Here is a 25168-nt window from a genome sequence, read left to right as displayed (position 1 = left end):
GAGGGTCCTTCAGACCATACAGAACCGGATGTCGGTTCTGTGCCATCCAACTTGGATGCAAGATCACCTTTGGCGTTCAATGACTAAGAGAGTGCTAAGTCCAAAATTTGAATATTCCGAATTTTCATAAACTCGGTGCTAGGCGCGCTTTTCAACCTGGCCATCATGGGCGGTGGGAAATGCGTTCTTCCGCCCGGATTTATCGTAAGTTTCCAGAGATTTTCGCAGTCTTTTCAAAGTGTCCAGCCGGGTCGAGACCCGCTGAATTCCTTCCATCGCGCTGTTCAGCAGCGTGTGATTTCGCGTTAGGCGATCGTGCAGCGCCTGTAGATCCACAGAGTCCGAGGCCTCTTCAAGACGATCAATCAGCTTTTGTTTGCGCTCCAGCAAATCCGGAAGCTTTGTCAATTCACCTTGCAACAGATTCTGGCGTTCTTCCTCCAGCAGGCTGCGCAGTTCTTTTAGAATGGACTTATTGTCCCGCATTCTCTTTCTCCTTCAGGGCTTGAAACAACGATTCTGCCAAACCGATACCACCGGCGCGCACCATCTGTTCGGCCTGGGCGTCGCGCAGGTAAGACGCGAACTGTTCTTCGCCGATGCCGCCGCCGAAGGCTTCGGAGGCTTTGCCAACCCCCGCGGCTTTCAGCATTTCCGACAGAAACGACGCCTCGAGCTGTTGCGCCGCTTCCCGCAAGGCGCGGCTACGCTGAGGCGTTATCTGTGAGAGGGGAGGCAGGTCGGTCACGGGTATCTCCAATTTGAGCAAGTTTTTCCGAGTTTGGCCCTGAACTGGTAAAGATGTGGTAACCACCATTGCGCATTTTCAGAACAACGAAAGAAGTTCGGAGCTGCGTGATGAAATTCGCTCTACCCATGCCATCCCTGGGCACAGCCGCTGGTGCAGAATTGGTGCAAGACCCGGCCATAAACGGGGTCGATTCGTCTTTTGCCGAATTTATCGATGCCCTTTCGGTGCAGGCCGACCAAAGACAATTGGCAACCGCGCGCCCTGACGAAAAGGGCGCCGATTTGGTGGAGGATCAGGTTGATTTTGCGCCCGACACAATGCCGGATAAGGTGCTGACAAATAACGATATTGTAGTAGAGGACGATACGAGTTCCCTGCTGGACGAGAGGGTTTTGGTCACCGGAAAGACCGAAGTTACAGAGCCATCAAACACTCGCACGGTTTCGGGTTCGCAGTCCTCCTTATCGGCGCTTGCGAATGGACTGTCCGTTCCTGTGGGTCCGGGGTTGGCAGAGCTCGGCCAAGCGATGCCTCGCCGGCCCGTTGCGCGCGCCGCCGAAGGAGCGATTGTGCCGAATGCGTCGGTGCCGACGCCGCAGAATCACATTTTGACAGACCCCATGTCCGGCCCCGTCGCCGGGTCTTCTCGGGTCCAAAAAATCAGTCTCGCGGCTGATCTCGCACGAACACAAGCGACTTCATACAGTGCTGGCACTTCAAAGTCCTTGGCCGGCAGTGAACACGCTGAAGGATTACCTAAGGCTGGTTTTCGACCTCAGTCCGAGCCAGTGACGATCCGAGCACCCGCCGCAGTTCAGAACGTTGATGCGGCGGGCGGATCCAGGGCTGCAGCGACGACCATAGCCGATCAGGGAACCACAGGATCTTCGCGCGCACCCCTTTTGACCATGAACGAGGGGACTTGGTCGCGCGTTGAACAACAGTCCCTATCGACCGAAGGGCGCCAGGCAGAGATCGGCAAACTCCGGACTGATATCCCCGCGACAGGGAGCGTTGCGAGTGATCTTCAACCGGCCGTCAGTGGCACCAACTCGGCTGTAGAAGGCCCTTGGGCACAAACAAGCGCTGCTACTGCCGTCAAAACCACGGGGCCGGGCTCTGATACGATGGTCTCGGGGTCGGGGGCCGATCCCAACAGTCTGACGCGCGACGCAATCAGGAATGTCCCCCACAACGCGGACACGGGGGAGGTGCCGAAAACCGAAACGCGCGCGGTGAGCGGGCGCTCTGATACACCAACACAGTATTCTCAGGCTATGACTGCCATTTTCGGGGGGGAAATGGGCACCTCCCCACTGGTAAGCCCCGCCAGTTCACAGAAGGACCAGCCAGTGGCGGTGGTTCAACGTGAAAACACCGAGGTGCCGGTACCACCCTCCCCGCAGACCAACGCGGCGCAGTTGCAGGATTTCACCCAGCCAATCTTGTCGCAAACAACTGAAGGGACCAGCCACATCGAAGGCCTTGCGGCATCATTGCGCGATGAAATCAGCCCCTTGGCGGGCACTACGGCAATCCAAACTGCGGGCGCTGTGGCCCAACCCTCCGAGGCTCGGCCCAGCCCGGTCGCTCAGATTCTGCCTCAACTGGCGGATTTGTCGGTCTCGCGGGGTGACAGGATTGAAATCACACTTTCGCCGGACGAACTTGGCCGTGTGCGGCTGGCCGCGACACAGACCGAAAACGGAGTCGTATTGGTTGTCCAGGCCGAACGACCAGAGACGTTGGATTTGATGCGTCGACATATGCCGGATTTGCTGAATGACCTCAAAGACATGGGATTTGCGGACATCAACTACTCGGATGGACAGCAGCACGAACACACAAGTCCCGACACTGGACAAGCCTCCGCCAAGGACACGGATACACCCGAAACACTGCCTCAACCATCCTGGTCCGCCGAGGGCGGGCTTGACCTGAGGCTCTAATAGGATCGTTACATGACGACAGTTGACGCTACCCAATCCGCATTGGCCTCGAATGCCACGACCACCCAATCCTCGACCGTGCTAAGCTCGGATTTCGAGACGTTTTTAAACATGTTGACGGTTCAAATGCAAAATCAGGATCCGCTCAACCCCATGGATTCCTCTGAATATGCAATGCAGTTGGCGACCTTTTCGGGGCTGGAACAGCAGGTGCAGACAAACGAACTTTTGAACAGCCTGATCTATCTCAGTAGCCAATCGGGTGTTGCCGACCTGGCCAGCTGGATCGGCCTCGAAGGGCGCTCGAACGGCCCGGCTTACTATGACGGGGAATCTGGAATCGATGTTCTGGTATCTCCCGTCAGCTACGCCGACAGCGCACAGCTGGTTGTCTATGACGAAGATGGATCAGAGGTCGATCGAATTGATATCGAGCCAAATGACAGCAGCGTCTCGTGGCGCGGCTCAGGTCTGTCCGAGGGGCTGTATGTTTTTCAGGTTGAAAGCTATGTGGACGGAAATCTGACCGAAACCACAAGCGCCGAGACCTGGGGGCGTATTGGCGAGGCTCGCAATGACAGCGGTGCGGTTGTTCTGGTCCTTGAGGGGGGCGGCGAAGTCTATGCCGATCAGGTCACCGGGGTGCGGGATCCAGCGGGTTGATTGAAGCGCGGCCGGATCTGTTCTAGCGTCGTGCGATCCGAAATGAACCTGGATCCGCCGTGCTCCCTGATCCCAGCCTTATTGCCAAACTTCGCGATGACTTTCCCATAGCTGAACAGCAAGATTGGGTGCCTCTTTGCGGTGGGCAAACCAATCAGCTGTGGCGTGTCGGGGATCTTGTGGTCAAGCGATACTCGTACGATCATGGCAATCCCTTGTTTCCCAACGATCCCGTGCACGAGGTCACCATATTGCGCCATCTTCAGGGGCTAGATGTTGCACAGGATTTGCTGGGGAAGGTTGTTCATGGGAAGCAGACCTTTCTGGTTCTGCGCCATCTTCGTGGGCGCAGTTGGTGCAAGGGCACGGCGAAGGTTGCGCGATTGCTCCGCCGAGTGCACGCAACGCCTCCCCCTGAGGGTTTGCGACAGCTGCCTGGGGGATCGCTGGCTGTGGCGCGCCAGGTCGATACAATTCTGGCCCGTTTGCCGGTTTTGGTACAGAAACGGCTGATCGATTTGCGCCCTGGCACTGGCGTCGTCGCAGCCCATGCCAGCCAGGCCCTGTTGCATGGTGATCCGGTGCCCGGCAACATCATCGTCACGCCCAACGGTCCGCGCCTGATCGATTGGCAATGCCCGGCGATCGGGGATCCGGTCGAGGATCTGGCTTTGTTTTTGTCTCCGTCGATGCAGTTGATTTATCGCGGAGAGCCACTGAATAGATCGGAAATATCAGCCTTTATAAGTGCTTACCAGGATGCGCCGACCCTTCGAAGGCTGCACGCGATGCGGCCCTGGCATCACTGGGCGATGGCGGCCTATTGCACATGGAAGGCCACGCAAGGCTCTGCGATCTATGCCCGTGCTGTAGGGTTAGAGTTGACGGCGCTAAAGCAGTGCTTGAATTGCGATGACGCCGCCGCCACCGATCAGGATGCCAAGCAAAGTCCATAGGACCGGCACCTTGACGGATTTAGCGGGCTGTACGTCCCCTCCGGTGGCCTGACGGATCAGCGCGGCTTCGACCAGACCGGGCAGGCGCGGACCAAATCGATTCAGCACACGCGCCGTTTTGGCCAGATCCCGTGCCACCGCGCGCGGGCCGATGGACTGCGAAATATAGGATTGCACGACGGGTTTTGCGACTTCCCAGATGTTGACCTGCGGGTGCAGTGAGCGGGCGACGCCCTCGACCACGACCATGGTGCGTTGCAGCAGGATCAGTTCGGTCCGGGTTTCCATGCCGAACCGTTCCGTCACTTCGAACAGGTAGTTCAGCAGCCGCCCCATTGAAATATGGGTGGCGTCCATGCCAAAAATCGGCTCGCCGACAGCGCGCAGGGCACGGGCGAATTCGTCGACATCCTGATCGGCCGGGACATAGCCGGCCTCGAAATGAACCTCGGCAACGCGTTGATAATCCCGCTGGATGAACCCGAACAGGATCTCTGCATAAACGCGGCGGGTGTATTCATCGATATGGCCCATGATCCCGAAGTCATAGGCGATGATGTCCCCGTTCGCGGCGACCTTCAGGTTGCCCTGGTGCATGTCCGCGTGGAAAAAACCGTCGCGCAGGGCGTGGTTCAGGAACAGGCCCAAAACGCGTTCTCCCAGGGCGCGGCGATCGTGCCCTGCGGCGTCGATGGCGTCATTGTCGCCCAGTGGCACGCCCTCGGCCCAGGTCATGGTCATCACGCGGCGACCAGACAGATCCCACTTAATTTGCGGCAGTTGAAAGCCCTGGTCCTGCTCGGTATTGGCCTGGAATTCCGAGGCCGAGGCGCTTTCCAGACGCAGGTCCAGTTCGCCCTGAACGACGCCTTCGAAATGCGAGATCACATCGCGCGGGCGCAGACGACGCGAGGCAGGCGACAGGAATTCGATCACGTCGGCAGCAAAGTAGAACGCGTCGATATCGCGCTGAAAGGCGCGCTCGATCCCGGGGCGCAGCACTTTGACGGCGACTTCTTCGCCGCTGTCCTTCAGCTCGGCCTTATGCACTTGCGCAATCGAGGCCGCAGCAACGGGTTCAGAAAACGCGCTGAAAACCTCGTCGACAGGGCGGTCCAGCTCGGTGGCGACGGCGGCTTTGGCCTCATCGATAGAAAACGGCGGCAGCTTGTCTTGTAGCACGCGCAACTGCTGGGCCATCTCGTCGCCCACCACATCGGGGCGGGTCGAAAGCACCTGTCCGAACTTGATATAGGCCGGCCCCAGCGCGGTCAGCGCGCGGGTGGCGGGGGGCATTTCAGGATCGCCCTTGTAGCCCAGCCAGGCAAAGGGCCAGGCCAGCGTGCGGGCCAGAATGCGGACGGGGCGGGGCGCGTCCATCGCGTCCAGTACCACGCCCATGGCCCCCGTGCGCTCCATGGTGGCGCCGGTGCGGATCAGGCGCCAGATGTTATGAGGTCCGCGCATCTTAGACCTTCCAGCCAGAGTGCAGGCAGGCGATGCCCATGGTCAGATTGCGATACTTCGCGTTCTCGAACCCGGCCTGTTTCACCATGCCCAGGAAGGTGTCCTGATCGGGGAATTTGCGGATGGATTCGACCAGATACTGGTACGAGTCCCGATCGTTCGCGATCACCTGCCCCATTTTCGGGATGATGTTGAAGGAATACAGGTCATAGACCTTCTGCATCAGCTCGTTCGGGATCTGGCTGAACTCCAGCACCATCAGGCGGCCACCGGGTTTCAGCACGCGGTAGGCTTCGTTCAGGGCCTCTTGGGGGCGGGTGACGTTCCGAATGCCAAAGCTGATCGTGTAGACGTCAAAGGTATTGTCATCGAACGGCAGGGCCATCGCATCGCCGACGACCCAATCCAGACTGTCGGCCATGCTGTCGGCCTCGGCCCGTTGACGACCAGCGACCAGCATCGGCTCGGTCAGGTCGCAGACAGTGGCATGAGCCTGTCCCGCGCGCTTCAGATAGCGGAAAGAGATATCGCCGGTCCCGCCCGCCACGTCCAGCAGCCGCGTATTGGGCCGCGGCGCCAGCCAATCCATCATCGCGTCTTTCCAGATGCGGTGGATGCCCATGCTCATGGCGTCGTTCATCACGTCGTATTTCGACGCGACCGAACCGAACACCCCTTGGACGCGTCCGGCCTTCTCGTGCTCGGGGACCTCGGTGAAACCGAAATGAGTGGTTTTCTGATCTGTCTGGGTCATGGGCTCTTGCCAGTGCGTTGTTCTGACCCTTCTTATAGGGCGCTGAGGCGGCGCTGCAATGCGCCCAACTGTCTAATAGGAGCAAACATGCCCGAATTGCCTGAGGTCGAAACCGTCCGCCGTGGCCTGGCGCCCTCGATGGAGGGGGCGGTGATCGCGCGCGCGCAGGTGAACCGACCCGATCTGCGCTGGCCGTTTCCTGATCGGATGGCGCAGCGTTTGACCGGGCAGCAGGTATTGCGCCTGCGGCGACGGTCCAAGTACATTCTGGCCGAACTGGGCTCGGGCGAGACCCTGTTGGTGCATCTGGGCATGAGCGGACGGATGACCGTTTCGGGCGATCCCCTTGGGCAGTTCGTGCATGACCACCCTGCAGCTGAAAAACATGACCACGTGGTGCTGTACATGGATAACGGCGCGCGGATCACATTTAACGACCCGCGCCGGTTTGGGGCGATGGACCTGCTGGACACGGCCACAGCGGATCAGCACAAATTGCTGGCCTCGATCGGGCCCGAGCCTTTGGGCAACGATTTCCACCAGGATTATCTGGTGCAAGCCTTCAAGGGCCGCATGACCCCGGTGAAAACGGCCCTGTTGGATCAGAAAATCGTCGCCGGTCTGGGCAACATCTATGTCTGCGAGGCGCTGTTCCGCGCAGGCATAAACCCCAAACGAAAGGCGGGGCAAATCTCGGCGAATCGGGTGGCTAGTTTGGTGCCCATCATCCGCGATGTCCTGTCCGAGGCGATCGAGGCCGGCGGTTCCAGCCTGAAAGATTTCCGTCAGGCCAGCGGCGAGCTGGGCTACTTCCAGCACCGATTTCGCGTTTACGGACAAGAGGGAAACCCCTGTAGTACAGCCGGTTGCCCATCAACTGTGCAGCGGATCACTCAGGCAGGGCGGTCCACTTTTTACTGTCCGACGTGTCAAAGATAGCTTGATCCGGGCGCAGGGATTGGCCATCAATCGGGACTGACCGGAACAATAGGAATTTATCACATGGCCTACGAGACGATCATCGTCGAAGTCGAAGACCACGTCGCCCTGGTAAAACTGAACCGGCCTGACGCCATGAACGCGCTGAACGCGCAGCTGATCACCGAACTGGCCGACGCGATGACCGCCGCGCAACAGAACGACAAGGTGCGCTGCATCGTTCTGACCGGGTCCGAGAAAGCCTTTGCCGCTGGCGCCGACATCAAGATGATGAGCTCGAAAAGCTTCACCGAGGTCTTTACCGAGGATCTGTTCGGCCCCGAGATGGCCGAGATTGGCCGGGTTCGTAAACCCATCATCGCGGCCGTGTCGGGCTATGCGTTGGGCGGCGGGTGCGAACTGGCGATGCTGTGCGATTTCATCATTGCCTCGGATACCGCGAAATTCGGCCAGCCCGAGGTAAACCTGGGCGTGATGGCCGGCATTGGCGGCACCCAGCGCCTGACCCGCGCCATCGGCAAGGCCAAGGCCATGGATATGAACCTGACAGGTCGTTTCATGGACGCCGAAGAGGCCGAGCGCGCTGGCCTGGTCAGCCGCATTGTGCCCGCCAAGAAACTGATCGAGGAATTGCTGGCAGCCGCCGCCAAGATCGCCGAGAAATCGATGATTTCGGTCACGGCCATCAAAGAAGCCGTGGATCGCTCGTTCGAAGTGCCCTTGCAAGAAGGCCTGCTGATCGAACGCCGCCTGTTCCACTCGATGTTCGCGACCGAGGATCAGAAGGAAGGCATGGCCGCCTTCGTGGAAAAACGGACGCCGCAATTCCGCGACAAGTAATTGAATGGCGTGCCGGTTCGGTCCGCGCGTCTTTCGACATTGATGCGCGCCCTTTTAGATTCAGGTTGTAATTTCCGGAATCATCAGTAAAAGGGCGCGATACATGCGCGTGAAGCCCGCTCTGGCTAAAATCGTTCCCGACAGGAAAGCTGTCAGATGGGGGTTGCGCGCACTCGAAATGTAACCCCAATCCAAGGGATGATTTGAAATGGCAAACTCGCCTCAGGCAAAGAAACGCGCCCGTCAAAACGAACGCCGCGCCGAAGTTAACAAAGCCCGTCGTTCGCGTATCCGCACCCAGCTGCGCAAAGTCGAAGAGGCCATTGCCTCGGGCGACCAGGCCGCCGCCAAAGCCGCCCTGCAAGCTGCTCAGCCCGAGCTGATGCGCGGCGTCACCAAAGGCATCTTCCACAAGAACACCGCAGCACGCAAAATGTCGCGCCTGTCCTCGCGTGTGAAGGCCATGGCCTAAGAATTGGCCTCGTTCCGATCCGCATGAATTTCCGAAAGGGCGTCCCGTATGGGGCGCCCTTTTTGGGTCTGGCGTTGTGACATATTCGATGCAGTCCGGGCGCGGTTTCGAGATTCTTTTTCGGATTCTCTGAGTCAAGCCCCGAAGTTCAGTTGCCCCTTCTGCGGACGACTTGCTAGCTTGGCTGTGCGATTCACATCGCCTTGGGGGGACAGGTTTGACAACGCGCCGATCGCTACGCGGTGCACGTCATAAGGATGCTGCTAACGGCCCGTTTTGTAAACTGGGTCTGCTGTGGGGTTCGCGCTACCTATTGCGCCTTGTCCAAAATTGTATGCGCCACACGCGCAACTTGTGGGTGATCGGTCCTTGGGACGACCGATATGTCACTGTTGGCGAGATGGAGCGGCTGGACCGAAAGGGACCCAACAGCCCGCAGACACGTTCTGCGGGAAAAGAGTTCTTTTGTTCAGCAAAGAGGAAACGAGTGGTTCTGCGGTGGGTTGCTTTAGGCCGCATTTTGGGGACGAACACAGGCTGGACTGGAAGAAAATGACGCAAGATCAATGGGGTCAGTTAAAACAAACGCTGCTAGAGACCGTAGGGCAGAACAACTTTAAGAACTGGATTGAACCGCTGGAGCTGGATCTGATCGCCGAGGGCGTGGCGACATTTTCGGCGCCGACCAGTTTCTTGGGGAACTATGTGTCGCAGAATTTCGGCGAACTGATCCTGCATCACATGACCATGGCCGGACAGCCCGTACGCCGTCTGGATTTTCGCGTGAACAGCGACGCACAGCGCCAGGTTGTAAATGCTGCCGCTGCTCCGGTAGAGCCTGCGGCGATTCAGGTCGAAGCGCCTGCGACCGTCCGTGCGACCGAGGATCAATTGCCCAACGCGCCCCTGGATGCGCGCTTTACCTTTGACTCGTTTGTTGTGGGCAAACCCAACGAGCTGGCCCATGCCGCCGCGCGCCGTGTTGCCGAGGGTGGGCCTGTCACCTTCAATCCGCTGTTCCTGTATGGCGGTGTCGGCCTGGGTAAAACCCACCTGATGCACGCCATCGCATGGGAGCTGCAGTCTCAGCGCCCTGATCTGAACGTGGTCTATCTGTCCGCCGAACAATTCATGTACAGGTTCGTTCAGGCGCTGCGCGACCGCAAGATGATGGACTTTAAACAGCTGTTCCGCTCGGTCGATGTGCTGATGGTGGACGATGTGCAGTTCATTGCGGGCAAGGACTCGACACAAGAGGAATTCTTCCACACGTTCAATGCCTTGGTGGATCAGAACAAACAGATCATCATCTCGGCCGATCGCGCGCCGGGTGAAATCAAGGACATGGAAGAGCGGATCAAATCGCGCCTGCAATGTGGCCTGGTTGTCGACCTGCATCCCACGGATTATGAACTGCGTCTGGGCATTCTGCAGTCCAAGGTCGAACAGTACCGCCTGCAATATCCCGACCTGGAAATCGAGGCCGGTGTTCTGGAATTCCTGGCCCACCGGATCAGCACCAACGTCCGTGTTCTGGAAGGCGCGCTGACCCGTCTGTTCGCCTTTGCTTCGCTGGTCGGTCGCCCGATCACCATGGCTCTGACGCAGGATTGTCTGGCCGATGTGTTGCGCGCCTCGGAACGCAAAATCACCGTCGAGGAAATTCAGCGCAAAGTGTCCGAGCATTACAACATCCGCCTGTCCGATATGATCGGCCCCAAACGCGTGCGCACCTATGCCCGTCCGCGTCAGGTGGCGATGTATCTGTGCAAACAGCTGACCTCGCGGTCCTTGCCCGAGATTGGCCGCCGCTTTGGTGGACGCGACCACACCACGGTCATGCATGGTGTGAAACGGATCGAAGAACTGCGTACCAAGGACGGCCAGATCGCCGAAGATCTGGAACTTCTGCGCCGCGCACTCGAGGCTTAGCCCATATTCCGGGCCGTTCACTGGCTGAGCGGCCCCTCGGCCCCTTGACGGGCCAGCGAAACCAGCGGACAAAGCAAGAAAGAGCTTGAGCCGCTTGGGGAAATTGATACCTTGCCCATCCCGGCATCTGGCCGACAGACGATAGGAGCAAGGGTATGAAATTCAGCATTGAACGCGCCGTTCTACTGAAAGCCGTCAGTCAGGCACAATCGGTTGTCGAGCGCCGGAACACCATTCCGATCCTTGCCAATGTCCTGATCGAAGCCGAAGGCGACGCGGTTCAGTTCCGCGCCACCGATCTGGACATCGAGGTGGTCGATAAAGCCGCCGCCATGGTCGAAAAGGCCGGGGCCACCACAGTTTCCGCCGTCACCCTGCACGAGATTGTGCGCAAGCTGCCCGATGGCGCACTTGTCACCCTGTCTGATGATGGCGTCGCAGGGCGTCTGAACGTCGAGGCTGGTCGCTCGCATTTCAATCTGGCCACGCTGCCCAAAGAGGATTTCCCGGTCATGGCGACCTCGGAATATGCCTCGAATTTCAGCGCGCCCGCGCCGGTGCTGCGGCGTCTGTTCGACAAATCGAAATTCGCCATCTCGACCGAAGAAACCCGGTACTACCTGAATGGCGTCTACCTGCATGTCGCCGATTCCGAAGGCGGCAAGGTTCTGCGCGCCGTGGCCACCGATGGTCACCGTCTGGCCCGGATCGACGCGGACCTGCCCGCTGGTGCGGATGGAATGCCCGGTGTGATCGTCCCGCGCAAAACTGTGGGCGAACTGCGCAAGCTGCTGGATGACGACGATATGGAAATCGCCGTGTCCGTCAGCGAAACCAAGATCCGTTTTGCGACCCCCGACATCACCCTGACCTCGAAAGTGATCGATGGGACGTTCCCCGATTACACCCGCGTTATTCCCGTTGGGAACACCCGCAAGATGGAGGTCGAGGCCGGCGAATTCGCCGCCGCTGTGGATCGTGTGGCGACCGTTAGCTCGGAACGTTCGCGCGCGGTGAAAATGTCGCTGCAAGAAGACAAGCTGATCCTGTCCGTCAACGCTCCTGACAGCGGTGCCGCCGAAGAAGAGCTGGCCGTGGCCTATGGCGATGAACGTCTGGAGATCGGGTTCAATGCGAAATATCTGCTGGAGATCGCCAGCCAGGTTGATCGCGAAAATGCCGTGTTCATGTTTAACTCCTCCGGTGATCCGACCTTGATGCGCGAAGGCAATGACACCAGCGCCGTCTATGTCGTGATGCCGATGCGCGTGTGACGTGACGGTGGGCCGGGACGTGTCTGGCCTTTTTCTCTCGGAACTGACGTTGTCACATTTCCGCTCTCATAAGGGAGGGCGGATCGAATGCGACGGCCGTCCGGTGGCCATCCATGGGCCAAATGGTGCGGGAAAAACCAATATACTAGAGGCAGTTAGCCTGTTTTCCCCGGGCCGCGGACTGCGCCGGTCCTCGGCCGAGGACATGACCCGCCGCCCCGAGGCTCTGGGCTGGAAAATCACGGGGATCCTGCACAGTCTTCGCCAGATCCACGAGATCGAGATTTGGTCCGAGAAGGGCGCGGCGCGGCAATTGAGGATCGATGGAAAATCGGCAACGCAGAACGCGCTGGGTGCCATCTGCCGTGTGCTGTGGCTGGTGCCGTCGATGGACCGCTTGTGGATCGAGGGGGCCGAAGGCCGGCGGCGTTTTCTGGATCGCATGACCTTGTCGTTCTACCCAAAACATGCCGATCTGTCGCTGGAGTACGAAAAGGCGATGCGCGAACGCAATCGTTTGCTCAAGGATCAGGTGCGTGACGCCCATTGGTACGCGGCCTTGGAACAACAAATGGCGCGCGCGGGGGCTGGCATTCACCACAATCGCGTGGCGGCGCTGATCCGTCTGCAAGAGGCGCAGCAACAGGCCGAAACCGCCTTTCCTGTGGCGGATCTGGAGCTAACTCTGACCGAAGGAGAGATGCCCGAAACCGAATCCGATCTGCGCGAGGCCCTGGCCGAAAGCCGGTTTCGCGACATGGCCGCTGGGCGCACTCTGATCGGACCGCATCGTGCTGATCTTTATGGAGTTTTCGCGGCCAAGGGCGTTCCGGCCAAAGATTGTTCAACAGGCGAGCAGAAGGCGCTGTTGGTGTCCCTGATCCTGGCAAATGCGCGGGCGCTGACCCAGGATTTCGGAGCTCCGCCGCTGCTTTTGCTGGATGAGGTCTCGGCGCATCTGGATGCGGCTCGGCGGGCCGCTTTGTATAACGAGATTTGCGCCCTGAATGCCCAGGCCTGGATGACCGGAACCGGGCCAGAGCTGTTTCAGGACCTTGGCGATCGCGCACAAAACTTCGAGGTCACCGAAACGGGCGGTCTCTCGGCGATTGCTCCCCTTGCATAGGGCGCCCAAGACCACCCGAAAGAGCCCTCAAATGGTCAATGTGACCTCTATTCGGCTCCGGCCCGGGGTGCTAGGTCTGAGTGTGACGTGATCAAGACAGGTGCTGGCGTGGGTGCAAAGCGAATATTGGTGCTGGGTTCGACAGGCCGGGTGGGGCGGCTGTTGCAACTGGTTTGGGCGCAAAACCCACCCAAAGATGTTGAACTTCTGCTGCAATCTCGGGACGGGTCAGGCATTTGCTGGCAACCCGGTCAGGAGGTTCCGTTTGGGGCCGTGGATGCGGTGATCTCGCTGTGGGGTGTTACGCATGGGGCCGATTTGGAGAGGAACACCGAACTGGCGCTGGCCGCACAAGCTGTGGGGGCGCAATGCGGCGCCGCGCGGGTTCTGCATTGCTCGTCTGTGGCCGTCTACGCGCCCAAGGACGGCGCTTTGCAGGAAAATGACCCGACCGTGCCCACAAACCCCTACGGGCAGGCCAAACTGGCGATGGAGCAAGCGCTGACCCAGGCCGATGGACCCCAAGCCGTGTGTTTGCGCATTGGCTCCGTCGCGGGGGCCGAAAGTCTGGCCGCCAATATGCGCAAAGGCTGGGATGGGGCGGCGGAAACGCTGACGCTGGACCGGTTCCCAGACGGCAAAGGGCCTGCGCGCAGCTATATCGCGCCCTCCGATCTGGCGCGGGCGCTGATGGTTTTGGCGACAGCCAGCACGTTGCCCTCGAGGATCAATGTCGGAGCCACGGAGCCGGTGTTCATGGAGGATCTTTTGAACGCAGCTCAGCACCCGATGCAATGGCGCAAAGCCCCGGAACAGGCCCGACAATATGCGGTGATGGATTGCACACGCCTGGCAGAGTTGGTCGATCTGCCATTGGCTGCATCGATGCCGGATCATATCATCAGGGATTGGATGAAACTGGAGGGCCGGGCATGACCCTTGGAAAACGTCTTTTTGACCTGTGCGTGGCGCTGGTTCTGGTGGTGATCCTGTCGCCGTTGATCCTGCTGTTGACGATCTTGATCCTACTGAGGGAGGGGCGGCCAGTTTTGTATCTGTCCGAGCGCATGAAAGCTTCGGATCAGGGATTCCAACTGTGGAAATTCCGTACCATGACCGTGGTGGCGCAGGATGCCGGTGTCTCAGGAGGGCACAAATCCAGCCGCATCACCCCGACGGGTGCCTTCCTGCGCAAATACCGTTTGGATGAAATTCCGCAGCTGTGGAACGTGTTGCGCGGCGACATCAGCTTTGTTGGTCCGCGGCCTCCGTTGCGTCGGTATGTCGAGCAGTTTCCTGACCTGTACGCCAAGGTTCTGGAGTCACGGCCAGGTATTACCGGTCTGGCGACGCTGGTTTATCACCGCCACGAAGAGAAGCTCTTGGCCGCATGCCGCAACGCAGAAGAAACAGAGGATATTTACCGTCGTCGCTGCGTTCCGCAAAAGGCTCGGCTGGATTTGATCTATCAATCGCGCCGTACGTTTTGCCTGGATGCGTTGTTGATGATCAAGACCGTGTTTCGCCGGGTGACGCTGCATTAACCTGTGGTTGTGTCTGCGGCTTGGAAGATGGTAAGGAATTCCACGCTTGTGGATAACGCGCGATTTTCAGTATAGAATGGTGCAGTATTTCTACGGTGGGCTTTGTTTCTAAAGCAATTTTTTCGTTTTTATTCGGGGTGGAAACGGTGCCAACAATACTTAAAGGCCGCAAATTCGATCTGTATCAGATCGCGACCTCCCTGACGTCTGGGCAGAAACGCGACTTGTTCGTGCTCATTGATGCGCTGCTGATTCTGGCCAGCCTTGGCGTCGCGAGCTTGCTTTTCTCGGTAAAGGTTGAAGGTTTCCATACGGTTAGGAATGGAGTCATCGTTTTCGGCTTTCTGACGGCGCTGGGAATGGCGCTTTCGGTTCTGCTGGGGCTTGCCAATATGAGGTTGAACGCCTTCGAGGTTGGGGGCGTCAAACCGGCAACCATTCTGACCTGCATTTTGGGTGTCGCGGGGGCGATTCTGAACCTGGTGCTTGATTCGCCCTTTCCGATGGCGATGTTCCCCGTGTTCAGCATGGTGTTTCTGATTGGCTTGGTTGCAACCAGAATGGTTATGCGCAGCGCCTTGATGGCGATTTATCGCCGGGCGAAAAACCGGACCCGCGTGATCGTCTATGGGGCGGGGCAGACGGGCCAACAGCTGGCGGCGGCTTTGCGTACGGATGATGCCGTGGTGTTGGTGGCCTTCGTGGACGACAATCCCCGGCTTCAAAGCCTGACCGTCTCCGGGGCGCCGGTCTATGCGCCCAGCCGCCTGAAAGAGCTGATCGCCGAAAAATCCGTGGATCGCGTCGTGCTGGCGATGCCCTCGGTGACGCCGGGCATTCAGGCGCGGATCGCCTTGCGTCTGCGCCAGATGGGATGCGAGGTTCACTCGCTGCCGTCCTTCGCTGAGCTGGTCAAACAAAGTGACCTGGGCAAGCGCAGCACGCCGGTTTCTCTTGAAGATCTGATGGGCCGCAACAAGCTGGAATCCGAAATGCCGGACGTGGCGGACAGCTATCACCAGCGGCAGGTTCTGGTCACCGGGGCAGGAGGTTCGATCGGGTCCGAGCTGTGCCGGCAATTGGTCGCCTGCAAACCTCAGCGTCTTGTGCTGATGGATCACAGCGAACTGGCCCTGTATAGCATTGAAAAAGAGCTCCGGGATCTGGATCTGACGCATCAGATCGAAATCGTGCCGGTGCTCGGGTCTGTGTGCGATCCGGTTTTGTGTGCCTCGATCCTGAGCAAGTACAAAGTTGATGCCGTGCTGCATGCCGCTGCTTACAAGCATGTTCCGATGGTTGAAAAGAACGAGATCGCGGGTCTGCGCAACAACGTGCTGGGGACCAAAACCATCGCTGATGCAGCCTTTAAGGCCGAGGTGGGGCGGTTCATCCTGGTGTCGTCGGACAAGGCCGTACGCCCGACCAATGTGATGGGGGCCTCGAAGCGATTGGCCGAACTGATCGTCCAGGATCTGGCCACACGCGCGCAGAGCACGCGCTTTACCATGGTGCGCTTTGGCAATGTGTTGGGCTCGTCGGGCTCGGTCATTCCCTTGTTCGAGGAACAGATCGCCCGCGGGGGGCCGGTGACGCTGACGCATTCGGATGTCGCGCGCTATTTCATGACCATCTCCGAGGCCGCCCGTCTGGTGCTGCTGGCCGGGTCGTTTGCCCGGGGCGGAGACCTGTTTGTGCTGGATATGGGCGAGCTGGTCCCGATCAAGAAACTGGCCCGCCAGATGATCGAAGGCGCGGGCTATACCGTGATGGACAAGAAAAACCCCGAAGGCGACATTGAAATCGTCGTGACGGGCCTGCGCCCTGGTGAAAAGCTGATCGAAGAGCTGCTGATCTCGCCCGATATGCTGACCACGCCGCACCCGAAAATCCTGCGCGCGCAAGAAACCTATCTGTCCGAGCTGGAAATGGCCAACGCGCTGAAAGACCTGCGCGAAGCGATCGAAACTCTGGATGAACAGGCCGCGCGCGACGTGATCTCGCGTTGGGTCGAGAAAACCCGCGATCCCGAGCGCGAGCCGCTTCAGATCGGCTGACGCAACGCCAAATTGAATGTGACGGATCCGTAACGAAAACCGGGGCTTGCGCGTGACAAGCCCCCTCAGGTTTCGTATATAATCCTCAAAGAAACAGAGGGTGGGGCTCTATGTCCGGGACCGAGCAAACCGCGCAAGACTATGGCGCGGATTCCATTAAAGTTCTCAAAGGCTTGGAGGCTGTGCGCAAACGGCCGGGCATGTATATCGGGGATACCGATGACGGCTCGGGATTGCATCACATGGTCTACGAGGTCGTGGATAACGGCATTGACGAGGCGCTGGCCGGTCATGCTGACTTTGTTCGCGTCGTAATCCACCCGGATTCCAGCATTTCCGTGCGCGACAATGGCCGCGGTATCCCTGTGGATCTGCACGAGGAAGAGGGCGTTTCCGCCGCCGAGGTCATCATGACCCAGCTGCACGCGGGCGGTAAGTTCGACAGCAATTCTTACAAGGTGTCGGGCGGTCTGCATGGCGTGGGCGTGTCCGTTGTGAACGCGCTGTCCGTCTGGCTGGAGCTACGCGTCTGGCGCGACGGCAAGGAACATTACGCCAAGTTCGAACATGGCGAGACCAGCGAACATTTGCGCGTTGTTGGGGACGCCAACGGCGAAAAGGGCACCGAGGTGCGGTTTCTGGCTTCGACCGACACGTTCTCGAACCTGGAATATTCGTTCGAGACGCTGGAAAAACGCCTGCGCGAGCTGGCCTTCCTGAACTCGGGCGTGCGCATCATCCTTGAGGATCTGCGCCCCGCCGAGCCGCTGAAGACCGAGCTATTCTACGAAGGCGGTGTGAAGGAATTCGTCAAATACCTGGACCGCTCGAAAACGCCGCTGATGGAGGCGCCGATTTTTGTGCGCGGTGAAAAGGACGACATCGGGGTCGAGGTCGCGATGTGGTGGAACGACAGCTACCACGAAACGGTGCTGCCCTTTACCAACAACATTCCGCAGCGCGACGGCGGCACGCACCTGGCGGGCTTCCGTGGGGCGCTGACGCGGACGCTGACGCGCTATGCCACCGAATCCGGGATCGCCAAGAAGGAAAAGGTGAACTTTACCGGTGATGATGCGCGCGAGGGCCTGACATGCGTGTTATCCGTGAAGGTGCCGGATCCGAAGTTCAGCTCTCAGACCAAGGACAAGCTGGTCAGTTCTGAGGTCCGCCCGGCTGTCGAAAGCCTGGTCGGCGAAAAACTGTCCGAGTGGTTCGAAGAAAACCCCAACGAGGCCAAGATGATCGTCGGCAAGATCGTCGAGGCCGCCTTGGCGCGCGAAGCCGCCCGCAAGGCCCGCGAACTGACTCGCCGCAAAACCGCGATGGATGTGAATTTCCTGGCTGGCAAGCTGAAGGACTGTTCGGAAAAAGACCCCTCCAAGACCGAAGTCTTCCTGGTCGAGGGTGACAGCGCCGGTGGGTCTGCCCAGACGGGCCGCGACCGCCAAACTCAGGCTATTCTGCCCCTGCGCGGGAAAATCCTGAACGTGGAACGCGCCCGGTTTGACCGGATGCTGTCCTCTCAGGAAATCGGGAACCTCGTGATGGCGTTGGGCACCGGCATTGGCCGGGATGAGTTCAACATCGACAAGCTGCGCTATCATAAGATCGTCATCATGACCGATGCGGACGTGGATGGCGCGCACATCCGGACGTTGCTGCTGACGTTCTTCTTCCGTCAGATGCCCGAGCTGATCGAGGGCGGATACCTCTATATCGCGCAGCCGCCGCTGTATAAGGTCGCGCGCGGCAAATCCGAGGTTTATCTAAAGGACCAGGCCGCGCTGGACGATTACCTGATCGAGCAGGGCACGGCCGATGCGGTGCTACGCCTTGGCTCTGGCATGGAGATTGCGGGCGCTGACCTGAAACGCGTGGTCGAAGAAGCCCGGCAGCTAAAGCGCGTTTTGGATGCCTTCCCCACGCATTATCCGCGCCATATTCTGGAACAGGCTGCCGTTGCAGGTGCCTTTGTGCCCGGCGCTGTTGACGCCGATCTGCAAGGCGTGGCTGATACGGTTGCCGCTCGTCTGGACCTGATCGCGCTGGAATACGAACGCGGCTGGACCGGTCGGATCACGCAGGATCACGGCATTCGCCTGGCGCGTATCCTGCGCGGGGTCGAAGAGGTCCGCACGCTGGACGGGCCGATGCTGCGCTCGGGCGAGGCGCGCAAAACCGGCAGTTTCACCGAAAGCCTGCAAGAGGTGTACGACACCCCGGCCACGCTGGTGCGCAAGGACCGCAGCCAGTTGATTTTGGGGCCGCTGGACCTGCTGAATGCCATCCTGAAAGAGGGTGAAAAGGGCCTGACCCTGCAACGCTATAAAGGTCTGGGCGAAATGAACCCAGATCAGCTGTGGGAAACCACGCTGGACCCCGAAGCGCGGACCCTGCTGCAGGTGCGCATCGACGATCTGGTCGAGGCCGACGACATTTTCACCAAGCTGATGGGCGACGTGGTCGAACCGCGCCGCGACTTCATCCAACAGAATGCGCTAAGCGTCGAGAACCTGGATTTCTAGGCGCTTTCGGACGGGACATTCACCAAGGTGAAGGCCGACAGGACCAGCGGATCCAGGCCCTCGCCCCCGTTTTTGATGTGCGCCGCCAGCTGCGCGCGCATCCGGGGTTCCCAGAAATCATTCAGGTGATCGGCCACGCGCTGAGCCTGGTCCTGACCCGGTTGCGTGGTAAAAAACGTGGCGATCTGGTTGGCCATCATGACCATCTTTTCAGGCGACATCGGTGGCTCCGGTTTCTATGCGGTCTGGGTGAGAATAGAGGTCAAATCCGCCGCCTTTGGCAAAGGCCGCAAGGGTTATCCCGGCAGAGTCCGCCGTGCGCACAGCCAAAGCGGTTGGGGCTGAAACGGCGATCAACACCGGACAGCCGGCAAACGCCGCCTTTTGCACCAGTTCGACAGATAAGCGGCTGGTCATGACGATCGCGCCGCTGGCCGGGGCGATACCCGTGCCCAGCAGATGGCCGATCAGCTTGTCCAACGCATTGTGTCGCCCCACATCTTCGCGCGCGGCGATCAAGCCCAGATCAGGGCTTAGGAACCCTGCGGCGTGAACGGCATGGGTCTGGTCATGCAGCGGCTGACGTGTGCGCAAGGCATCGCTGGCGCTGGCGACAAGATCGCGGGGCAGACGCAGATCTGACCGCAATTGCGGCAGTGTGCGTTCCGCCTGATCCAAGCTGTCGATCCCGCACAGCCCGCACCCAACGGGGCCGGTCATCGCGCGCCGACGTGCCGCCAGCGCCCTAGTGGCGCGATCTTCCAGTAGCATCCGCGCCTCGATGCCCTTTGGATGCGCGACAATCTCAAGGCTTTCGATTTGGGACGGATCGCTGATGATCCCCTCGCCAACCGCAAAGCCCACGGCAAAATCATGCAAATCCGCAGGGGTCGCCATCATCACGGCCTGTGTTTCACCATTGAAAACCAAAGCCACCGGCACTTCTTCGGGTAACGAGCGCGTCACGTGGCGCTGGCCGTCGCGCTGAACGGACAGACCGGGCAGAGAGGTGGAGGCGCCGCTCATTCTGCCGCCTCGATCCGGCGCGCGCGCGCGGCCTGCGCGGCATAGTCTTCTTGCCAGTCAGTTGGCCCGTTCGAGGGGCTGACCTGCACCGCCGTCACCTTGTATTCCGGGCAGTTCGTCGCCCAGTCGCTGAAGTCGGTCGTGACCACATTCGCCTGTGTGTCGGGGTGGTGGAATGTGGTGTACACGACGCCGGGATTGACGCGATCCGTGATCTGCGCGCGCAGCGTGATCTCGCCCGAGCGCGAGGCCAGTTTCACGAAATCCGCGTCCTTGATCCCCCGGTTTTCAGCGTCATGCGGGTGGATTTCCAGCACATCCTGATCGTGCCAGACCACGTTTTCTGTCCGCCGCGTCTGGGCCCCCACATTGTACTGCGACAGCACCCGCCCGGTGGTCAGCAACAGCGGGAAACGGGGCCCGGTGCGTTCGTCCGTGGCCACATATTCGGTGTGGATGAACCGCCCCTTGCCGCGCACGAACCCGTCCACATGCATCAAGGGCGTTCCGTCCGGGTTGGCCTCGTTGCAGGGCCACTGGATGCTGCCCATCTCGTCGATCTTGTCATAGGTGACACCAGCGAAACTGGGGGTGGTGGCCGCAATTTCCGCCATGATTTCAGAGGGGTGAGTATAGCCCCAATCTGCGCCCATGGCGTTGGCCAGCATCTGCGTGACCTCCCAATCCTCGTAGCCATTCAAGGGCGCCATCACCTTGCGCACCATGTTGATGCGGCGCTCGGCGTTGGTGAAGGTGCCGTTCTTTTCCAGGAACGAGGACCCGGGCAGGAACACATGCGCGTAGTTCGCGGTCTCGTTCAGGAACAGGTCATGCACGATCACACAGTCCATCGCGGCCAGACCGGCGGCGACATGCTTGGTATCGGGATCCGATTGCAGGATATCCTCGCCCTGACAATACAGACCCTTGAAGGTTCCATCCACGGCGGCATCCAGCATGTTGGGGATGCGCAGGCCGGGTTCGGGGTCGATCTCAACGCCCCAGGCGTCTTCGAAAATCGCGCGGACCTCGGGCAGCTTTACATGGCGATACCCGGGCAATTCATGTGGGAAAGAGCCCATATCGCACGACCCCTGCACGTTGTTTTGCCCACGCAGCGGGTTCACGCCCACGCCGTCGCGGCCCACATTTCCGGTCAGCATGGCCAGGTTGGCGATACCAATCACGGTGGTCGAGCCCTGGCTGTGTTCCGTCACGCCCAGACCATAGTAAATCGCCCCATTGCCGCCCGTGGCGAACAGACGAGCCGCGCCGCGCAGTTCTTCGGCAGGGACGCCGGTCAGCTCTTCAACGGCTTCGGGGGAATGGCGCGGGTCGCTGGCGAACTCGGCATATTCCCGGAATTCATCCCAGTCACACCGCTCGCGGATGAACGCCTCATCGTACAGGCCTTCGGTCACGATCACATGCGTCAGCGCAGTCACCACGGCCACATTGGTGCCGGGTCGCAGGGCCAGATGATGCTGCGCCTCGATATGGTTCGAGCGCACGATATCCGTGCGCCTTGGGTCCACAACGATCAGCTTGGCCCCAGCGCGCAGACGTTTTTTCAAACGGCTGGCAAACACCGGGTGCCCGTCTGTGGGATTGGCGCCGATGACGATCACAACGTCGGTTTTTTCGACGCTGTCAAAATCCTGCGTACCCGCGCTGGTGCCAAAGGTCTGGCCCAGCCCATAGCCCGTGGGCGAATGGCACACCCGCGCGCAGGTATCGGTGTTGTTGTTGCCAAACACGGCGCGGGTCAGTTTCTGCACCAGGAAGGTTTCCTCGTTCGTGCACCGCGAAGAGGTGATCACCCCGACCGAGCGCCGCCCGTGTTTTTCCTGAATCCCGCGCATCCGGGTGGCCGCGAATTCTAGCGCCTTTTCCCAGCTGACCTCTTGCCAGGGCTGGTCGATGCTGTCGCGGATCATCGGGTTCAGGATGCGTTCCTTGTGGGTGGCATAGCCAAAGGCAAAGCGCCCCTTCACGCAGGAATGGCCCCGGTTCGCCTTGCCCTGTTTATGCGGCACCATGCGGACCAGTTGGTCGCCCTGCATCTCGGCCTTGAACGAACAGCCCACGCCGCAATAGGCGCAGGTGGTTACAACGGACCGGTCCGGCACGCCCATTTCGATCACGGATTTTTCCTGCAAGGTCGCGGTCGGGCAGGCCTGCACGCAGGCCCCGCAGCTGACGCAATCCGAGGACAGGAAATCATCAAACGAGGCACCGGGGCTGACCCGGCTGTCAAATCCACGCCCTTCGATCGTCAGGGCAAAGGTGCCCTGTACCTCTTCGCAGGCGCGCACGCAGCGCGAACAGACGATGCATTTCTGCGGATCATAGGTGAAATACGGGTTGCTTTCGTCCTTGGGGATATAACGTGCGTTCGGGGCGTCCCCGGCGCGGGTTTCAAAGTGGTTGTCCCCCGGCGCATAGCGCACGTCGCGCAGCCCCACGGCCCCGGCCATATCCTGAAGCTCGCAATCGCCATTGGCCGCGCAGGTCAGGCAATCCAGCGGGTGGTCGCTGATATACAGCTCCATCACGCCCTTGCGGATTTTGCGCACCTTCGAGGATTGCGTGCGCACCACCATCCCCGGCGAAACGGGCGTGGTGCAGGACGCAGGTGTGCCGCGCCGCCCTTCGATTTCCACAACGCACAGGCGGCAGGACCCGAAGGCCTCGACACTGTCAGTGGCACAGAGTTTGGGCACGGAAATCCCGGCCTCGGCCGCAGCGCGCATCACCGATGTGCCCTCGGGTACTGTGACCTCGAACCCGTCGATATTCAGCGTGACCGGCGCGCCCTCTTTGGCGGGTGTGCCCATGTCGCGGTCGTCCCAGGGGATGATAAAGTCCTTCATTCTGCCGCCTCCTTGGCCACTGGGAAATCTTCGGGGAAATGCGTCAGCGCCGACATCACCGGATAGGGGGTGAAGCCGCCCAATGCGCACAACGAGCCCTCTTTCATGGTTTCGCACAGGTCTGTCAGCAGCTCGACCGCGCTGGCATCGCCCTGGCCGATCCGGTCAATCGTTTCCATCCCGCGGACCGAGCCGATCCGGCAGGGCGTACATTTCCCGCAGCTTTCGACGGCGCAGAACTCCATCGCGAACCGCGCCATTTTCAGCATGTCCGCGCCTTCGTCGAAGACCACCACCCCCGCGTGGCCGATCAGGGCGCCTTGGCCGTCGAATTCCTCGTATCCAAACGGCGTATCGAATTGCGACACCGGCAGATAGGCCCCCAGCGGCCCGCCCACCTGAACGGCCTTGACCGGAAGACCCGAGGCCGTGCCGCCGCCGATGTCATTCACCAACTCGCCCAAAGGCAGGCCAAAGGCCGTTTCAAAGAGACCGCCATGTTTGATGTTGCCGGCCAGCTGAATGGGCATCGTCCCGCGCGAGCGGCCTAGCCCGAAGCTGGCGTAATGTTCCGCCCCTTTCTCGAAAATCACCGGAACCGTGGCCAGCGACAGCACGTTGTTCACGACCGTTGGTTTGCCCATGAACCCTTCGAGCGCAGGCAGCGGCGGCTTGGCCCGCACAATCCCGCGTTTCCCTTCAAGCGAGTTCAAAAGGCTGGTTTCCTCGCCGCAGACATAGGCCCCGGCACCGACACGAATTTCCATGTCAAAGGCCGGACCCAGGCCCAGCACGCTGTCACCCAAGATGCCATGTACACGGGCGATCCGCACGGCCTCGGTCATGACCTTGATGGCGTCGGGATATTCGCTGCGCAGATAGACAAAGCCCTTGGTGGCCCCGGTGGCCAGCCCGGCGATGACCATGCCCTCGATCAGGCAGAACGGGTCGCCCTCCATGATCATACGGTCGGCAAAGGTGCCGCTGTCGCCCTCGTCGGCGTTGCAGACGATGTATTTCTGATCGGCTTGAGCCTGGCTGACAGTGTCCCATTTGATGCCGGTGGGAAAGCCCGCGCCACCACGACCGCGCAGGCCCGAGGCCTTCATTTCTTCAACCATTTCCGCGCGTTGCATCCCCAGCGCGCGGCGCAAGCCATCCAGACCGCCATGCGCCTGATAGTCGTCCAGCGACAGCGGATCAGTGAGGCCGCAACGGGCAAATGTCAGGCGGGTTTGACGGGCGAAAAAGGGGATCTCTTCGACCAGCCCAAGATCGGGCAGCGTGCCGTCCAGTAACGCCGCTGCGTCCGCAGCAGTCACATTGCCATACCCCACACGCCCCGCGCTGGTTTCAATTTCGACCAGCGGCTCCAGCCAGACCATTCCGCGCGACCCGTTGCGGATGATCTGAACGTCGGCAGAGCGCCTCTTGGCCTCGGTCTTGATCGCTTCGGCCACCTCGTCTGCGCCCACAGCTTTGGCGGCGCTGTCCATGGAAACATAAATCTTCATGCGCCCACCTCCGCCAGAATCGCATCGATTTTCGCAGTATCCACCCGGCCCACGACCCGGTCGTCGACCATGGCCGCGGGCGCGCAGGCGCACAGGCCCAGGCAATAGACGGGCTCGATCGTGACCGCCCCGTTGGCCGAGGTTCCGTGCCATTCGACGCCCAGTTTTTCCAGCGCGTGGTCCGACACGGCGGTGCCCCCAACAGCCTGGCAGGCCTCGGCGCGGCAGATCTTCACGACATGGCGCCCTGCAGGCAGGTCTTTGAAATCATGGTAAAAACTGATCACACCATGTACCTCGGCCCGCCCGATGTTCAGCGCGTCCGCGATCAGTGGGATCGCGCCTTGCGGGATGTGGTCAAAGGCGTGTTGAAGGCTGTGCAAAATGGGCAGCAACGGACCTTCTAGGTGAAGCTGGCTGTTGATCAGCGCGAGGATTGCCTCGTCACTGGGCGTTGGCGTGGTCTGGGTCATTCTAGCCTCGGATGGGTTAAGCCACCTACG

At 60.1% G+C, this 25168-nt stretch carries 22 protein-coding genes; 13 read left to right on the top strand and 9 right to left on the bottom strand.

Features of this window, described 5'->3' with window-relative positions:
• Positions 1–138: 138 nt before the first annotated feature.
• Positions 139–486 carry a flagellar biosynthesis protein FlgN gene (locus ACXADQ_RS05530; RefSeq protein ID WP_475316414.1) on the bottom strand — a complete coding sequence of 116 codons (348 nt, stop codon included), beginning with the start codon at positions 484–486 and terminating at the stop codon, positions 139–141.
• A complete protein-coding gene (locus tag ACXADQ_RS05525; protein ID WP_475326033.1) occupies positions 473–754 on the bottom strand; it encodes a rod-binding protein in 282 nt (93 codons plus the stop codon). Before ACXADQ_RS05525 ends, ACXADQ_RS05530 begins: the two co-directional genes overlap by 14 nt.
• Positions 755–858: 104 nt before the next feature.
• Between ACXADQ_RS05525 and ACXADQ_RS05520 the strand changes: the two genes are divergently transcribed.
• From ACXADQ_RS05520 to ACXADQ_RS05510, 3 genes are read left to right on the top strand one after another with little or no spacing between them, the layout of a single operon-like run.
• Positions 859–2700 (top strand): flagellar hook-length control protein FliK, encoded by a 1842-nt coding sequence (locus ACXADQ_RS05520; RefSeq protein ID WP_475316411.1) that lies wholly within the window; start codon positions 859–861, stop codon positions 2698–2700.
• Between the two features lie 12 nt (positions 2701–2712).
• Positions 2713–3363, top strand: a complete 651-nt coding sequence (locus ACXADQ_RS05515) for a flagellar hook capping FlgD N-terminal domain-containing protein (protein WP_475316408.1) — start codon at positions 2713–2715, stop codon at positions 3361–3363.
• 59 nt (positions 3364–3422) lie between these two features.
• Positions 3423–4319, top strand: a complete 897-nt coding sequence (locus tag ACXADQ_RS05510) for a phosphotransferase family protein (RefSeq protein WP_475316404.1) — start codon at positions 3423–3425, stop codon at positions 4317–4319.
• On the opposite strand, the gene ubiB is transcribed toward ACXADQ_RS05510, so the two are convergent.
• A complete protein-coding gene (gene ubiB, locus ACXADQ_RS05505) occupies positions 4254–5786 on the bottom strand; it encodes a 2-polyprenylphenol 6-hydroxylase (RefSeq protein WP_475316402.1) in 1533 nt (510 codons plus the stop codon). The genes ACXADQ_RS05510 and ubiB overlap by 66 nt on opposite strands.
• Position 5787: 1 nt before the next feature.
• Positions 5788–6540 (bottom strand): bifunctional demethylmenaquinone methyltransferase/2-methoxy-6-polyprenyl-1,4-benzoquinol methylase UbiE, encoded by a 753-nt coding sequence (gene ubiE, locus ACXADQ_RS05500; protein ID WP_475316397.1) that lies wholly within the window; start codon positions 6538–6540, stop codon positions 5788–5790.
• A gap of 87 nt (positions 6541–6627) precedes the next feature.
• Between ubiE and mutM the strand changes: the two genes are divergently transcribed.
• The 10 genes from mutM (at position 6628) to gyrB (ending at position 19252) form a co-directional block, all read left to right on the top strand.
• Positions 6628–7479, top strand: coding sequence for a bifunctional DNA-formamidopyrimidine glycosylase/DNA-(apurinic or apyrimidinic site) lyase (gene mutM, locus ACXADQ_RS05495; protein ID WP_475316394.1), 852 nt, complete (start codon positions 6628–6630; stop codon positions 7477–7479).
• A gap of 63 nt (positions 7480–7542) precedes the next feature.
• Positions 7543–8319 (top strand): enoyl-CoA hydratase, encoded by a 777-nt coding sequence (locus ACXADQ_RS05490; protein ID WP_475316393.1) that lies wholly within the window; start codon positions 7543–7545, stop codon positions 8317–8319.
• A 208-nt stretch (positions 8320–8527) separates the two neighbouring features.
• Positions 8528–8791 carry a 30S ribosomal protein S20 gene (gene rpsT / locus ACXADQ_RS05485; RefSeq protein ID WP_475316390.1) on the top strand — a complete coding sequence of 88 codons (264 nt, stop codon included), beginning with the start codon at positions 8528–8530 and terminating at the stop codon, positions 8789–8791.
• A gap of 552 nt (positions 8792–9343) precedes the next feature.
• On the top strand, positions 9344–10723 hold the full coding sequence (gene dnaA, locus ACXADQ_RS05480; protein ID WP_475316386.1) for a chromosomal replication initiator protein DnaA: 1380 nt from the start codon (positions 9344–9346) through the stop codon (positions 10721–10723).
• A gap of 155 nt (positions 10724–10878) precedes the next feature.
• The gene (gene dnaN / locus ACXADQ_RS05475; protein WP_475316383.1) at positions 10879–11997 is read left to right on the top strand and encodes a DNA polymerase III subunit beta; all 1119 of its coding nucleotides are present in this window, start codon (positions 10879–10881) and stop codon (positions 11995–11997) included.
• Positions 11998–12016: 19 nt separating this feature from the next.
• Positions 12017–13123, top strand: coding sequence for a DNA replication/repair protein RecF (gene recF / locus ACXADQ_RS05470; RefSeq protein WP_475316381.1), 1107 nt, complete (start codon positions 12017–12019; stop codon positions 13121–13123).
• 129 nt (positions 13124–13252) lie between these two features.
• Positions 13253–14059 carry an NAD-dependent epimerase/dehydratase family protein gene (locus ACXADQ_RS05465; protein ID WP_475316378.1) on the top strand — a complete coding sequence of 269 codons (807 nt, stop codon included), beginning with the start codon at positions 13253–13255 and terminating at the stop codon, positions 14057–14059.
• Entirely contained in the window at positions 14056–14667 is a 612-nt protein-coding gene (locus tag ACXADQ_RS05460; RefSeq protein ID WP_475316375.1) for a sugar transferase, read from the top strand. The genes ACXADQ_RS05465 and ACXADQ_RS05460 overlap by 4 nt, the downstream gene beginning before the upstream one ends.
• 146 nt (positions 14668–14813) lie before the next feature.
• On the top strand, positions 14814–16724 hold the full coding sequence (locus ACXADQ_RS05455) for a polysaccharide biosynthesis protein (RefSeq protein WP_475316371.1): 1911 nt from the start codon (positions 14814–14816) through the stop codon (positions 16722–16724).
• Positions 16725–16834: 110 nt separating this feature from the next.
• Positions 16835–19252: a DNA topoisomerase (ATP-hydrolyzing) subunit B gene (gene gyrB, locus ACXADQ_RS05450; protein WP_475316366.1), complete on the top strand. Its 2418-nt coding sequence runs from the start codon at positions 16835–16837 to the stop codon at positions 19250–19252.
• On the opposite strand, the gene ACXADQ_RS05445 is transcribed toward gyrB, so the two are convergent.
• From ACXADQ_RS05445 to ACXADQ_RS05425, 5 genes are read right to left on the bottom strand one after another with little or no spacing between them, the layout of a single operon-like run.
• Positions 19249–19473 (bottom strand): formate dehydrogenase subunit delta, encoded by a 225-nt coding sequence (locus tag ACXADQ_RS05445; protein WP_475316362.1) that lies wholly within the window; start codon positions 19471–19473, stop codon positions 19249–19251. The genes gyrB and ACXADQ_RS05445 overlap by 4 nt on opposite strands.
• Positions 19463–20278, bottom strand: a complete 816-nt coding sequence (fdhD, locus tag ACXADQ_RS05440) for a formate dehydrogenase accessory sulfurtransferase FdhD (RefSeq protein WP_475316358.1) — start codon at positions 20276–20278, stop codon at positions 19463–19465. Before fdhD ends, ACXADQ_RS05445 begins: the two co-directional genes overlap by 11 nt.
• Entirely contained in the window at positions 20275–23151 is a 2877-nt protein-coding gene (gene fdhF / locus ACXADQ_RS05435; RefSeq protein WP_475316355.1) for a formate dehydrogenase subunit alpha, read from the bottom strand. The genes fdhD and fdhF overlap by 4 nt, the downstream gene beginning before the upstream one ends.
• Complete coding sequence (locus ACXADQ_RS05430; RefSeq protein ID WP_475316351.1) at positions 23148–24665, bottom strand: formate dehydrogenase beta subunit; 1518 nt, start codon at positions 24663–24665, stop codon at positions 23148–23150. Before ACXADQ_RS05430 ends, fdhF begins: the two co-directional genes overlap by 4 nt.
• Positions 24662–25138 (bottom strand): formate dehydrogenase subunit gamma, encoded by a 477-nt coding sequence (locus tag ACXADQ_RS05425; RefSeq protein WP_475316348.1) that lies wholly within the window; start codon positions 25136–25138, stop codon positions 24662–24664. The genes ACXADQ_RS05430 and ACXADQ_RS05425 overlap by 4 nt, the downstream gene beginning before the upstream one ends.
• Between the last annotated feature and the right edge of the window lie 30 nt (positions 25139–25168).

This window comes from Thalassovita sp. ABM4_323 (genome assembly GCF_056158665.1).
Note: the sequence above shows the minus strand (reverse complement) of the source record. Positions and strands in the feature narration are given on the sequence as shown.